The following is a 13730-nucleotide window of genomic DNA, read 5'->3' as shown; positions in this document are numbered from 1 at the left end:
GGGGCGGACGGCACCGTGTGGGGTGTCAACTCCGCCGGGAACATCTACCGCTACACCGGCGACCAGGACGCCGGCCACTGGAAGCAGATCAGCGGGGCGCTGGTTCGGATCGCCGTGGGGTCCCGGACGAACGTGTGGGGCGTGAACGCGGGCGGGAACATCTACCGTTACACCAACAACGACGCCAGTCCGTGGGTGCAGATCCCCGGTGCGCTGACCGACATCGGTGCGGGGGCGGACGGCACCGTGTGGGGTGTCAACTCCGCCGGGAACATCTACCGCTACACCGGCGACCAGGACGCCGGCCACTGGAAGCAGATCAGCGGCGGGCTCAAGGCCATCTCGGCCGGGTCCCGCACGTCGGTGTGGGGCGTGAACGCGGGCGGGAACATCTACCGCTTCACCAACAACGACGGCAACCCGTGGGTGCAGATTCCCGGTGCGCTGACCGACATCGGTGCGGGGGCGGACGGCACCGTGTGGGGTGTCAACTCCGCCGGGAACATCTACCGCTACACCGGCGACCTGCCCGGCTGACCCGGCCCGCTCACGCAGTCACGCGTGCGCCGCGCAGCGCCGTCAGCGGCACCGCGGCGCACGCTCCGTACCGGCGGACGGCCGGCTGACGGAGGGTCACCCCGTGCGCCGGCCGGAGGGCGGTCCGGTGGCCGTGTCCGCGAAGTCGGTCGACCGCCGGCCGGTTCGGGGTGTGGTGTCGTGAGCCGGCCGGTCAGGCGCTGCCCGTCGGGCGGCGCCGTCGCGGCTCGGGCAGCGCGGCAGGGTGACGGTGACGGTGAGCCCTCCGCCGGGACGGGGCCGGGCGTCCACGCGCGCCTGATGCGCGTCGGCGACGGCGGCGACGATGGACAGTCCGAGTCCCGCGCCCTGCGCGGGCCCGGTCCGCGGCGGGTGCAGACGGCGGAACGGCTCGAAGAGCTCGGGTACGCGGTCGGCGGGGATGCGGGGGCCGGTGTTGCTCACCGACAGGCCGGCAGCCGGTGAGGTGCGGATCCGGACGCTGCCGCCCGGGTGGTTGTGGCGGATCGCGTTGTGCACGAGGTTGGCGATCAGCCGGGTCAACAGGACCGGATCGCCCAGGACAAGAGTCGGCTGGAGTACCCGGTCGAGGGTGACGCCTGCCTCGTCGGCCGCGCCGCGGTGCTGGTCGGCGACCTCGTGCGCGAGATCGCGGAGGTCCACCGGTTCGCGCCGTTCGGGACCGTGCCGGCCCTCGGCCAGCGCCAGCAGCCCCTCGATGAGCCGCTCGGTCCGCACATTCGACCTGAGGAGTTCCGCACGCGTCCGGGCCAGCTGGGCGGGCGTGGGGTCGTCCAGGCCGATCTCGATGGCGGCGCGCTGGATCGCCAGCGGGGTGCGCAGCTCGTGGGAGGCGTTGGCCGCGAACCGCCGCTGGCTGTCGGCGGCCCGCTCCAGGCGCTCCAGCATGGCGTCGAAGGTGTCGGCCAGTTCCCTGAGCTCGTCGGGAGGACCGGTCAGGGCGATCCGCTCGTGCAGATCGGACAGCGACAGCCGCCGCGCGGTCGCGGTGATGCGGTGCACCGGCCGCAGCACCCGGCCGGCCAGCCACCATCCCACCGCCGCTCCGACCACGGCGAGCACCGCCACGGCGACCCAGATCAGCAGCCAGTGGTAGGACTCCACGGCGATCTGCGCGTCCCCGGCCGCCGTCGTCGGGTGGTCGGGCAACCCGGCGCCCGACGAGCCCTGTCCCGCGGGCACGGCGGGCGGCCCGGCGGACGCCGTGGCCCCGGGCGTGTCCGGCCTCGCCGCCGCCAGGCTGCCGGCCTTGTGCTCGAACAGCCGTTGCGCCAGCAGGTCGACGGCGATCAGCACTGCGGTCGAGGTGGCGACGAACAACGCGGCGTACAGGGCGGTCAGACGCGCCCGTACGGTCGACAGCCGGCGCTTCACAGCCGGTACCCGCCGGGCACCGTGGTGATCACCGGCGGTTCGCCCAGCTTGGCCCGGAGTTTGCTCACCGTCGCCTTGACGACCGTGGTGAACGGGTCGGTGCGCTCGTCCCACGCCCGCTCCAGCAGTTCCTCGGTGGTCACCACCGCCCCCCGCGCGCGCATCAGCACCTCCAGTACGGCGTACTCCTTGAGGGACAGCGGCAGATAGCGCCCGTCCCGGTGAGCCTGCCGGTGAGCCCCGTCCAGCGTGACGCCCGCGCGCTCCAGCAGCGGGGGCAGCGGTGCGGCGCGGCGGCGGTGCAACGCGCGGACCCTGGCCAGGAGTTCGGCGTACGCGAACGGCTTGCACAGGTAGTCGTCGGCTCCCAGGCCCAGACCGGCGGCCCGCTCGGTGACCGTGCCGGCCGCCGTCAGCATCAGGATGCGCACCGCCGCCCCGCCCTGGGCGAGTCGCCGGCACACCTCGTCGCCGTGCACCTCGGGCAGGTCCCTGTCCAGCACCAGTACGTCGTAGTCGTCGGCCGCGAGGCGCTCGAGAGCCGTCGCGCCGTCGTACGTCACGTCGACCGTCATCGCGTGCCGGCGCAGCCCGTCGGCCAGCAGGTCGGCGAGTGCCTTCTCGTCTTCGGCCACCAGTATCCGCATGGCTCCTTCTAACCCGCGCCCGGTAAGAGGGCGGTCAACGCTTTCGATCACCCGGAGCTGACGCCGTGCCGACCAGCCTGAGGGGGCAGTGCCCGAGCACCTCGCCCACCACTCTGTCCACGGAGGACGTCTTGAGCGACACCACGGCAACGTTCCGGATCCGACGCAGGCGCTCCACGGGCGGTACGTCCGTGCGGCGCGTCCCGAAGTGGGGCCTGGCCCTGGGCATCTCGGCCCTCGTGGTCGGAACCGGCTCGGCGGCCGACGCCGGCACCGTGAGCCGGGCTCCGGCGCGGTCCGACGCGCCCGCGCTGTGCCGGGAACTGCCCGGCGACCAGGACCCCGCCGCGCTGCCGGCGTCGACGCCGACCACGGTCACGACACTGCACCAGGTGTACCGGTGCATCCTCGACCACCACTACAGGGGCTCGCGGCTGGACACCCGGGTGCTCCTGCGGGACGCCTTCGCGGAGTTCACCGTGGAACTACAGCAGCGCGGCCTCGACCGGCCCGAGGCGACGCTCGGTGGCCTCACCGGACACCGGGACCGCGACTGGGCCTCCTTCGCCACGGCGTACCGGGGCGTGCTCGACGCGCTGTCCGCCGACGCGGACCTGCGGGAGATCCTGGCGGGCGCCGTGATCCGGGGCATGCTCGGCAGCCTCGACGACAACCACGCCGCCTGGGACAGCCGCCCGACACCGCCGGCGGAGACACCCACCCGGTACGGCTACGGCATCCTCGACGCCTCCTCGGGCAGCAAGACCCCCGCCAACATCAAGGACGCGACACCGCCGCTCTACGTCAAGCTGACGGTGCCCGGCTCACCCGCCGACGAGGCGGGACTGCTGCCGGGCGACATCATGGTCGCCGTCAACGGTGTGCCCGTGGCCACCGGCGGCATCCTCAACGCGGGCTCACTGGGCGCCCTCCGCCCGGCGTCCGGCGAGGACACGCTGCGGCTGACGGTCGAACGCCCGGCCACCGGCAGGACCTGGACGGTCGAGATGCGGCCCGAGGTCATCACCTCCGGAACCACTGCGGCGACGAGCGTCACGCTGCTGCCCGGCGACATCGCCAAGGTCGTACTGCCCTCGTTCTACCTGCCCGACGTCGCGGACGACGTCCTGGAGGAGATCGCGAAGCTGCGCGAGACCACGGAGCTGCGCGGCGTCGTCTTCGACGTGCGGGGCAACATGGGCGGGCGCGTCGAGCAGACCACCGAGCTGATCAGTTCCTTCGTGCACGGCAAGCTGATGAGCAAGGACTGCGACCTCGACAACCACTGCACGGAGAACCGCACCGACGACTCGGTGCCGCTGCTCAACCTGCCGCTGGCCGTCGTCACCGACGGCGACTGCGCTTCCGCCTGCGAGGACTTCGTCGCCAACGTGAAGTACCTCGGCCTGGGCGAGGTGGTCGGCGAGCGCACCAGGGGCGAGGCCTCGGGACTCCAGGTCGGCTACCGGCTGGACAACGACACCGTGCTGCTCCTCCCCAGGCTGTACCGGACGTTCGCGCACGGCGAGCAGGTCGACGGGATCGGCGTCCCGGTCGATCACCGGGTCCCGCTCACCGCGGCGGACGTCTCCGACGGCCGCGACCCCGCCGTCGACAAGGCACGCGAGCTTCTCGCCTCCCAGGAGTGACGGACGGCGGCGGCGCCGGACGGCCGGCTCCGGGAGGGAGCCGGCCGAAGCGCTGATCAGGACGCGTATCCGGAACCGCCGCTCCGTCTTTCCACGGCAGAAGGACGCAATCGTCCACCCACGGCACGTCATTGTCCACAACCGTCGCACTAGTCTCACAGCGAGCCGACCGCGCGGCCCCGGTGGTGCACCCCCCACAGCACGACACCTCTCCCCAACCCCACGGACGGAGATCCACATGCGCAGGACGAGCGCACGGTTCACCCTGGCCGGAGCCACCGCGGCGAGCGCCGCGGCGCTGGCCCTGATCGGAGCCACCACCGCCAGCGGGTCCACCGCGGCCGAGGAGCCGACGGCGATCGCGGCCGCCGGACCCGTCGGCTTCGGCGCCGCCACCACGGGCGGGGCCGGCGGCAGCACGGTGACCGTCACCACCGCCTCCGCCTTCATCTCGGCGGTGCAGAGCAGCACCACCCAGACCGTTCGGGTCAACGGCACCATCGCGTTGACGTCGATGACCAAGGTCGCCTCGAACAAGACCATCGTCGGCGTCGGCACCGCCGGCAAGATCACGGGCAGCGGACTCAACGTCGCCAGCGTGAGCAACGTGATCATCCAGAACCTGACGTTCACGGGCTCCAACGACGACGCCATCAACGTCCAGTACTCGACCAACGTCTGGATCGACCACAACGACATCTCGGACGCGTACGACGGAGCCGTCGACATCAAGCGCGCCTCGACCAACATCACGGTGTCCTGGAACCGCACCCACGACCAGGACAAGAACATGCTGCTCGGCCACTCCGACGACAACTCCAGCGAGGACACCGGCAAGCTGAAGGTGACCTACGACCACAACTGGTTCGACGGCACCACCCAGCGCAACCCGCGCGTCCGCTTCGGCAACCCGGTCCACGTGCTGAACAACTACTTCAGCGACATCGGCTCCTACGGAGTGGCCTCGACCGAGAGCGCGGGCGTCCTCGTGGAGGGCAACTACTTCGAGAACACCGACGACACCTACCACCTCGGTGAGGGCGACTCCGACGAGGGCTCGCTCGTCGCGAAGAACAACTGCTTCGTCAACTCGACCGCCGGACAGACCGGCGGGTCCGTGGCGTCGATCCCGTACAGCTACACCGCGGAGTCGGCGTGCAACGTCAAGGCGACGGTGACCGCGGGCGCCGGTGTCGGCAAGATCTGAGCCGCACCACCGCACCTGACCCGCACCACCGCACCTGACGACCCGCAACCACATCAGACCCGCACCACCGCACGAGGGCAGGACCGGTGACCGCCGTGTCACCGGTCTTGCCCCATGGCACCTCCTCCTCTAGGTTCCCCCGTGCCCCGTCGGCGCCGGCGCCGCGGGGGACCCCGGCGGAGGGCGAGCGAAGGGGCGCGGATGGCCGCAGACCTGTGCGCCGCCGACCCGCCGCGCGGACCGGACCGGCCGCTCACCGTGGGACTCCTCACCGCCAACATCCACCTGGGCGTCGGCGCCACCCTGTGGTCCGGTGTCTGCGCGGCGGCCCGGCGCAACCACGTCAACCTGGTCTGCTTCCCCGGCGGGAACCTGCTCCACGGCGACGTGGACCGCAGCGAACTCTACGAACTGGCCGGACCCGCCCGACTCGACGGCGTCGTGTGCTGGAGCTCCACCCTGGGCCTGCCCTCCGGCGGCCCCCGGGCCCGCGGTCTGCTGCGGCGACTGGCCCACCTGCCGCTGATCAGCCTCAACCAGCCGCTCAGCGACCAGACCGACGTGCTGTCCATCGACTCGCACGCGGGCATGCGCAAACTGGTCGGACACCTCGTCGTACGGCACGGCCGCCGACGGCCGGCCTGCATCCGCGGCCCGCTCGCCCACCCCGTCTCCGAAGAGCGCTACCGCGCCTACGTCGACGCCCTGCGCCACCACGGCATCCGGCACGAGCACACCCTCGTGGGCGCCGCCGTCGACTTCGCCGCGTCGGCGGGCGCCTCGGCGATGAGGGCACTGATCGAGGCGCGCGGGCTGGTCCCGGGCGTCGACTTCGACGTGGTGCTGGCGTGCAGCGACGTCCTCGCCGCGGGAGCGCTGCGCTACCTGACCGACCGCGGGGTGCGGGTTCCGGAGGACGTCGCGGTGGTCGGCTTCAACGACTCCCCCGAGGCCCGGCTCGGCGACCCGCCCCTCACCTCGGTCGCCCTGCCCTTCGCGGAACTGGGCGCGCTGGCGGTGGACACCCTCGTCGCCCGGTTGCGCGGCACCCGGCCACCCGACCGCACGACCATCCCGGCCACCCTGGTACCGCGCCGTTCCTGCGGCTGCCCCTACTCCTCGGCGTACGGCACCTCACCGCCGGTTCCCGCGGCCCCGTCCCCGGGGCCGGCGGCCCCGCACGCGCGGGCGCCGCACGTCGGCTGGGCGGCCCTCGACTCGCTTCTGCCGTCCGCGGGCGCCCGGCTCGCCTCGGCCTTCCACGCCGAACTCCCCTTCCACACCGAGCTTTCCTGCGCCGGGGGACCCGCCTGCGCCGGGGAACTCCCGTGCGACGGGGGCGAGTCGGTGCCGGCCGCCGAAGCGCCGGCCGACCGTGCGGCCGCGAGCGGGGACGCGGACCCCGGTGACCGGCCCGGCGCCTTCCTGACGCTCGTGGAGCAGTTGCTGCGCGGGCACGCCGGCACGCAGGCCGAGGTCGACCGCTGGCACCAGGCGCTGGAAGGAGCCCGCCGCGACGTCGTGGACGCGCTGCCCCGGCCGCACCGCAGGGCCGGTGAGCTCCTGTTCGGACGGGCCCGCCTCCTCGCGGCCGAGCGGTCGCGCGCGCTGCTGGAGTACGAACGCTGGTCCCAGACCCGACGCGCCCGCAGGCTACGGCAGTTCGGCACCGCCTTGACCACGGTGGTGGACCTGGAAGGGCTGTCCGACGTCCTGGAACGGCACCTCACCGAACCCGGCGTCCCCCACTGCCGGATCGTCCTGTACGAGCGGGCCCACGACTCCGCCGACCCGGCCGTGCGCGGCATGGCGCGCACGGTGCTGAACCGCGCGGGGGAGCGGACCCCCGCGGTCTCCGGCGCGCTCGGCGAACCCGCGTTCCCGGCCGGCCTGCTGCTGCCCGACGCGCTGCTGCCGCGCGAGGACCGGTACACACTCGTCCTGGAACCCCTGCACATCGGTGACGAACACCTCGGTGTGGCCGTGTTCGACGCGACCCGCACGGAGGCCGTGGACCACGACGGCGCCCTCTACCGGGAACTGGGCGACCAGATCAGCGCCGCCCTGAAGGCGATCGGCCTCTTCGACGAGGTGCGCCGGGCCCGCGACGCGGCCGAGCAGGCCAGCCGCTTCCAGGCACGGCTGCTGACCCATGTGACGGACGAGGTGCGCACCCCGGTGGAGGCCATGCTCCAGCACGGCGGCGATCCGGGGACGGCGCTCACCGGCGTCCGCCAGGAGGCGGCCCGGCTGCTGCACCTCATCGAGAACCTGCTGGACCTGGCCCGCTCGGAGGCCGGCGACCTCGTGCTGTCCCGGCGGCTGCTGGACCCGCTGCCCGTCCTGGCGCGGGCCTGCGCGACGGCGGCGGGCGCGCGGCCGGCGGCCTTCCGCTGGCGGCTCGACCTGCCGCAGCGGCTGCCGTCCGTGTGGGTGGACGAGACACGGCTGCGGCAGATCCTGCACAACGTCCTGTCCGCCGCCGCGGACCGGGCCGGGGTGTGCCCGCCCGAGGTCACCGCCGTCCTGACCCCCCGCGGCATACGGATCACCGTGGCAGTCCCCGACGCCCGCGCACCGTGCCCGCGCCCCGGTCAGCCGTCCGACGTCGGGGTGACCACGGCCCGCCGGCTGGCCATGATGCACGGCGGGGCACTGACCCTCTCCGGCACCGACCGCCGCCCGGAGTACGTCCTGCACCTGCCCCTGCCGGCACCGGACGGGCAGGCACACCTGACCGGTGGCGGTGCCGCGCCACTCCTCGTCCTCACGCCCGGCCCGCTCGCCCCGGACGTGGCGGAACTCGTGGCCCGGCACGGACTGGAGGAGTCCCGGCCCGACTCCCTGCCCGACCTCATCCGCTCGGTCGAACACCGCACCCCCGCGGCCGTCGTGTGGGACGCGCTGCCCGACCGCCCGCAGGAGTGGCGGGCGGTGCAGCGACTGCACGACCATCCCGCGCTGCGGCACACGCCGTTCCTGCTGTTCGGCGCGCACGGCACCGATCTGCGGCAGGTACTGCGCGCCCTGCGGCCCGAAGGGTTCGCGGCGCCCGTGATCGTCGCCGGCGGCTCGCGGGAGTCCCGGGAGACGATGCGCCGGCTGGCGGAGGCCGCGCTGCCCGACCACCCCACGCGGGTGGTCGCCGACGCCACGGCCGTCCTGGCCCTGGTCGCCGAGGAGCGGCCGCGGCTGGTGGTGCTGGAGCGCGCCCTGCCCGATCTGCGCGGGCTGGACGTCGTGGACCGGCTGTACGACGGTGCGGGCCGCGCCCTGTGCCCGGTCGTCGTCGCCGGGCACGAAGGGCTGACGGCGGAGGACGCGCGCCGGAGCCGCCCGCACCCGGCGCTGCTCATGCTCGACCTCGACGTGTTCGCACCGCACGAGGCGGCGGCGCTCGTCCGCGACCTGGCCGGGCAGGGCGGCCTGCCGCCGTCGCGGTCCCGGGAGGTCCTCGACGAGGCCCTGGTCTTCCTCTACGAGCACTGGCGCCGGCAGATCTCCCGCTGGCAGGTGGCGCAGGCCGCCGGCGTCAGCCCCGACCACCTCGGCAAGCTCTTCCAGCAGCGCTACGGCCTCACGGTGTGGGAGTACCTGACCCGGGTGCGCATCGGCCGGGCCGCGGAGCGCCTGCGCCTGAGCGACGACAGCGTCCAGAGCGTGGCCCGCGCGGTGGGCTTCCGCGACCGCGCGTACTTCAGCCGGGTGTTCCGCAAGGTGACCGGAGTGGCCCCGCGCCTCTACCGCGAGGAGTCGGCCGGCGGCCCGGAACCGTGACGCGGACCTGACGGCCGGGGCGGCCGGGCCGACCGGAACCAGGCCCGCGGGGGAGCCCCTCGCCGGCCGGGAACAAGGCCGGCCGGGGGCCCCGCGGGCCCGTACCGAGGTTCCGGACGCTCTCGCGCGGGGTGGGCGGTCAGGCGGCGAACGGCGACTCCGCGCCGGCCGCGACGACGGCGCCGCCCTGGACGACACCGGCCACGTTCCGGGGGTCGGCCAGGAAGCCGATGTCGGTCAGCGGGTCGCCGCGCAGGACGACGAGGTCGGCGTACGCACCCGGCGCCGTCGTCCCGATCTCTCCCTCCCGGCACAGCAGCCGGGCGGCGGTGCTGGTGGCGGAGCGGATCACGTCCAGGGGGCTCTGCACCTCGGCGCGCAGCCGGAACTCCTCGTTCTGGTGGTGGTGCATACCGCCCAGCAGGTCGCTGCCGTAGACCGTGCGGACCCCGCCGCGAACGGCCCGTTCGAGAGCGGCGAGCCCCTCGCCGAGCACCTCGTCCACCTTGCGGTGGCTGTCCGCGGGCAGCCCGTACTCCGGCCCCTCCTTCTTCAGCGCCCAGTAGGTGACGAGCGTGGGCACGAGGAACGCGTCGTGGTGGGCGAACAGCCGGACGCTCTCGTCGTCGAGCAGGTTGCCGTGCTCGATCGAGCGGATGCCCGCCTCGAGGGCGCGGTTGACGGCGCGGGCGGTGTAGGCGTGGGCGGCGACGTACCGGTTGGCCGCCGTGGCCTCCTCCACGATCGCGCGCAGCTCGTCCATGGAGTACTGCGTGGAGTCGATGCGGTCGGTCGGCGAGGCGACCCCGCCGGACGCCATGACCTTCAGGTGGTGGGCGCCCTTGCGCAGTTCGTCGCGGGCGGCGGCGCGGACCGCGTCCACCCCGTCCGCGACGCGGCCGAGGCCGGCGCAGCACGGGTGGTCGTCGCTGACCCGGGTGCCGCGTCCGCGGGTGTCGCCGTGGCCTCCGGTCTGGCTGAGGGCGCGGCCGCAGAACAGCAGCCGGGGGCCGCGGACGAGGCCTTCGGCCTGGGCGTCGCTGAGACCGTAGTCGGCCCCGGAGGCGTCGCGGACCGTGGTGAAGCCCCGGTCGAGCATGCCGCCCATGATGCGGGCGCTGTGCGCGGCGATGTAGCTGGGGGAGGAGTGGGGCAGCGCACCGAGGTCCGCGGTGGCGGCGGTGACGTGGACGTGCGCGTCGATCAGGCCGGGCAGGACGGGCGCTCCGGCGAGGTCGACGACGCGGACGCCGTCCGGGGCGGTGAGCCGCGACCCGGTCTCGGCGATGCGCCCGTCGGCGCAGCGCACGTCGCGTTCCTCGTAGGTGCCGGACTCCACGTCGAGCAGGAGGGCGTTGCGCAGCAGCAGGGACAAGGGGGTACTCCTCGGTACGGCGGCGGGAGGTGGCGCGCGCGGGTCGCGGTGTGCGGGCGGTGGGGTACGGGCTGTGGTGCCGCGGCCGGTCGGCGACGACCACGGCACCGGGGCGGACCGGTCCGGTCCGCCCCGGTGATGTCATCCGGGCGGCAGCGCGCCCCGGGTGAGGGCGCGCAGGGCGGGCACGGCACGGTCGGCCAGGGCGGCGATCGTGCGCAGGGCCTCCTCGTCGTAGCTGCCCTCCGCGTCCAGGGCGTTGAGGACGCCCAGAACCCGTCCGGCGTCGACGACGGGTGTGTTGACGACGGCGCCGCAGCCGAGCGCGTCGATGACGCGGTGGTCGGCGAAGACCTCCCGTACCGCGGCCCGGTCGGGGCCGAGGTACGGCAGCTGCCGGCTGATGCAGTGCTCCAGCCAGCCGCCGGAGACCTCCACGGACTTCTCGCCGCCGACCGGGTACTGCACCGGGTGGCTGGAGTGGACCCGTCGCAGGGTGGTGCGCTCGGGCAGCCAGGCCAGCACGGTGAACAGGCGCACCCCCACGGTGGCGCGCACCTCCTCCTCCAGCGCGGTGAGCGTCGCGGCCGGGTCGGACGCGGGGTGAACGGTCATCGCCCGGCCACCTCCTGCCGCGCGGGCCCCTCGGCGGGCGTGGACGCGGGCGTGGGGGCGGTCGGCTCGGTGAGGTCCTCCAGGGAGCGGCCCGCGGTGCTGACGCCGAACAGGACGGTGCACAGCACGCCGACCGCCAGGACGGCCGTGGTCAGGCCGAACACCCCGGCGAAGCCGAAGCCGGCGGCCGAGACGCCGATGATGATCGGGGCGAGGATGGAGCCGACGCGGCCGAAGGCGCTGGACAGGCCGGTGCCGGTGGCCCTGATCCAGGTCGGGAAGACCTCGGGGGTGTAGGAGTAGACGCCGGCGTAGGTGCCGTTGAGGAAGAACGACAGGACCGCGCCCGCCAGGGTGATCGACACGGGCGTGGACGTCTGGCTGAGCCAGAAGGCGCTGACGGCGGAGCCGCTGAGGTAGAGGGCGATGACGTTCTTGCGGTCGAGCCGCTCCGACAGCCAGGCCGCCGAGAAGTAACCGGGGATCTGCGCCAGGTAGATGATGATCGAGAACTCGAAGCTCTTGGTCACCGTGATGCCGCGCTGGACCAGCAGGGTCGGGATCCAGGAGAAGAAGCCGTAGTACGAGAACGTGATCACGAACCAGATGAGCCAGGTGATCGCCGTACGCCGGGCCATGGCGCCGCTCCACAGGTAGCGCAGCGCGGTCGGCAGGCTCGGTGTGGAGCGGACCGGTGCGATCGCGGCGGCGTCCTGGGCCGGTACGGGCGGCAGGGGCTCGCCGGTCGCCGCCCGCACCCGGTCTTCGAGGTCGGCGACGATCCGTTCGGCCTCCTGGTGGCGGCCGCGGGCCATCAGGTAGCGCGGGGACTCGGGCAGCGTCCGGCGCCACCACAGCAGCATGACCACCGGAAGCGCGGTGATGACCTGGGCGACGCGCCAGCCCTCGGGCACGGTGGGCACGACGAACCGGCCGATGAGGGCCGCGGCGACGAAACCGAAGGAGAAGAAGCCGGCGAGCGCTCCGACGAACCAGCCGCGGCGGGCGGCGGGCACGAACTCCGAGAGGAACGGGGCGATGATCGCGCTCTCGGCCCCCGCGCCGGCGCCGGCCAGGACCCGGGCGCCGAGGAAGACCTCGTAGTTCGGCGCGACCGCGGCCACCAGGGAGAAGAAGGCGTAGAAGGCGAGCGCCCACATCATGACCTTGCGGCGGCCGATGCGGTCGCCGAGAATGCCCGCGAGCGCGGCGCCGAAGAGGAAGCCGAACGGCGAGGCGGAGCCGATCAGGCCGAGCGCGCCGTTGCCGAGGTCCCAAGCCTCCTGGGCGCTGGGCATGAGGAAGGCGACGACCGCCGAGTCCATGCCGTCGAACGTGTAGCCCAGCCCGCCGATCAGCAACAACGCGTAGTGAGGTCTGCTCAGGGGCAGACGGTCCAATCTTGCCGTCAGGGACATGGCCCGCACCTCCGTGGATCGAGATGCGAGCAACGTATTCTGCACTTCCTTCAATCTGCAATAGCTGTTGCAGATTTTTCTGTTCGTTACGCCGGTAGCCTGACCCCGTAACACGCAGCGGGAGACTGGAGGGGGCTCGGTGACTTCGACGGACGCGGACGCCGACACGGGGGACGGCTTCGAGGCGTGGCTGCGCGGCCGGCTGCCCGCACGCGGGCTGCGGACCAAGGGCGCGGCGGTCCTCGACGTCCTGCTCACCCAGCCGCGCCGGGCGTCGTTCGCCTCCACGGCGGAGCTGGCGGCCCTGGCCGCCGTGAACACCGCGACCGTCACCCGCACCGCACAGGCCCTCGGGTTCGCCGGCTGGCCCGCGCTCCAGCAGGAACTGCGCGCCCGCTACCTGTCCGCGCTCAGCGCCCCCGACGTCGCCGCCGAGCACCACGCCACCGACGCCGCCGGGGAGGCGTCGCTGCGCCGGGACCTGGACAGTCTCGCCCTGCTCACCCGCCGACTGGACGCGGACGCGGTCCGCCGGGTCGCCGAGGCCGTCGCCGCGGCCCGGCACACCGTCGTCGTCGCGGACGGCAGTTACGCGGCCACCGGCATCTCCTTCGCCCACAACGCCCGCCTGGCCGGCTACGCCGTCACCGCCGTCACCGGCGGCGACGCCCAGCTCGCCAACGTCGTCTCCGCCATGACCGGCGAGGACACGCTGATCGCCATCAGCTTCTGGCGGCTGTACGCCAGTACGGTGCTGGCCGCCGGGGAGGCGCACCGCCGCGGCGCCAAGGTCTACGCCCTCACCGACGCGGCGAGCCCCGCCCTGGCCGAGGCCGCGGACGAGGTCCTGCTGGTCCCGGCCGAGGGCGTCTCCTTCTTCCCCTCCCTCACCGCCGGCACCGCCCTGGTGCAGGCGATCGTGGCCGAACTGGCCACCGTGGACGCCGAACGCACCCGTCGCTCCATCGAGGCCGCGGAGGCCCAGTGGGACCGCTTCGGCCTCCTGCACCGCCGCCCCCGCCCCCGCCCCGAACCCGGCACCCACCAGGCCTGACAAGGCCCGGAGCCGATTCAGCGCGGAGGCGCCTCGCGCGCCGTGATCCCATCCGG

General features: G+C 73.7%; 10 protein-coding genes. 5 read left to right on the top strand and 5 right to left on the bottom strand.

What is annotated here, in order from left to right; translation table 11 throughout:
• Positions 1-537 (top strand): tectonin domain-containing protein (locus ACFYWQ_RS22775; protein ID WP_389518694.1); only part of this gene is annotated, 537 nt, incomplete at its 5' end.
• Positions 538-633: 96 nt separating this feature from the next.
• Here the strand turns inward: ACFYWQ_RS22775 and ACFYWQ_RS22770 are convergent.
• Together ACFYWQ_RS22770 and ACFYWQ_RS22765 are read right to left on the bottom strand one after the other, a co-directional pair.
• The gene (locus tag ACFYWQ_RS22770) at positions 634-1932 is read right to left on the bottom strand and encodes a sensor histidine kinase (protein WP_389518693.1); all 1299 of its coding nucleotides are present in this window, start codon (positions 1930-1932) and stop codon (positions 634-636) included.
• Positions 1929-2579 (bottom strand): response regulator transcription factor, encoded by a 651-nt coding sequence (locus ACFYWQ_RS22765; protein WP_389518692.1) that lies wholly within the window; start codon positions 2577-2579, stop codon positions 1929-1931. The genes ACFYWQ_RS22770 and ACFYWQ_RS22765 overlap by 4 nt, the downstream gene beginning before the upstream one ends.
• Before the next feature lie 131 nt (positions 2580-2710).
• On the opposite strand from ACFYWQ_RS22765, the gene ACFYWQ_RS22760 reads away from it, so the two are divergent.
• The 3 genes from ACFYWQ_RS22760 (at position 2711) to ACFYWQ_RS22750 (ending at position 9212) form a co-directional block, all read left to right on the top strand.
• The gene (locus ACFYWQ_RS22760; protein ID WP_389518691.1) at positions 2711-4228 is read left to right on the top strand and encodes a S41 family peptidase; all 1518 of its coding nucleotides are present in this window, start codon (positions 2711-2713) and stop codon (positions 4226-4228) included.
• Positions 4229-4466: 238 nt separating this feature from the next.
• On the top strand, positions 4467-5435 hold the full coding sequence (locus tag ACFYWQ_RS22755; RefSeq protein WP_389518690.1) for a polysaccharide lyase family 1 protein: 969 nt from the start codon (positions 4467-4469) through the stop codon (positions 5433-5435).
• 201 nt (positions 5436-5636) lie between these two features.
• Positions 5637-9212, top strand: a complete 3576-nt coding sequence (locus ACFYWQ_RS22750) for a substrate-binding domain-containing protein (RefSeq protein WP_389518689.1) — start codon at positions 5637-5639, stop codon at positions 9210-9212.
• Positions 9213-9351: 139 nt separating this feature from the next.
• On the opposite strand, the gene ACFYWQ_RS22745 is transcribed toward ACFYWQ_RS22750, so the two are convergent.
• The 3 genes from ACFYWQ_RS22745 to ACFYWQ_RS22735 form a co-directional block, all read right to left on the bottom strand.
• Positions 9352-10587, bottom strand: a complete 1236-nt coding sequence (locus tag ACFYWQ_RS22745; protein ID WP_389518688.1) for an amidohydrolase family protein — start codon at positions 10585-10587, stop codon at positions 9352-9354.
• Positions 10588-10728: 141 nt separating this feature from the next.
• Entirely contained in the window at positions 10729-11202 is a 474-nt protein-coding gene (locus tag ACFYWQ_RS22740) for a GAF domain-containing protein (RefSeq protein ID WP_389518687.1), read from the bottom strand.
• Entirely contained in the window at positions 11199-12620 is a 1422-nt protein-coding gene (locus tag ACFYWQ_RS22735) for an MFS transporter (protein ID WP_389518686.1), read from the bottom strand. Before ACFYWQ_RS22735 ends, ACFYWQ_RS22740 begins: the two co-directional genes overlap by 4 nt.
• A 139-nt stretch (positions 12621-12759) precedes the next feature.
• Here ACFYWQ_RS22735 and ACFYWQ_RS22730 point away from each other — a divergent pair, with 139 nt between their 5' ends.
• Positions 12760-13674: a MurR/RpiR family transcriptional regulator gene (locus ACFYWQ_RS22730; RefSeq protein WP_389518685.1), complete on the top strand. Its 915-nt coding sequence runs from the start codon at positions 12760-12762 to the stop codon at positions 13672-13674.
• Positions 13675-13730: the final 56 nt, after the last annotated feature.

It is taken from the genome of Streptomyces sp. NPDC003247 (assembly GCF_042888135.1).
Taxonomy (GTDB): Bacteria; Actinomycetota; Actinomycetes; order Streptomycetales; family Streptomycetaceae; genus Streptomyces.
The sequence above is the reverse complement of the archived record's forward strand: the minus strand, read 5'-3'. Positions and strand labels throughout refer to the sequence as shown.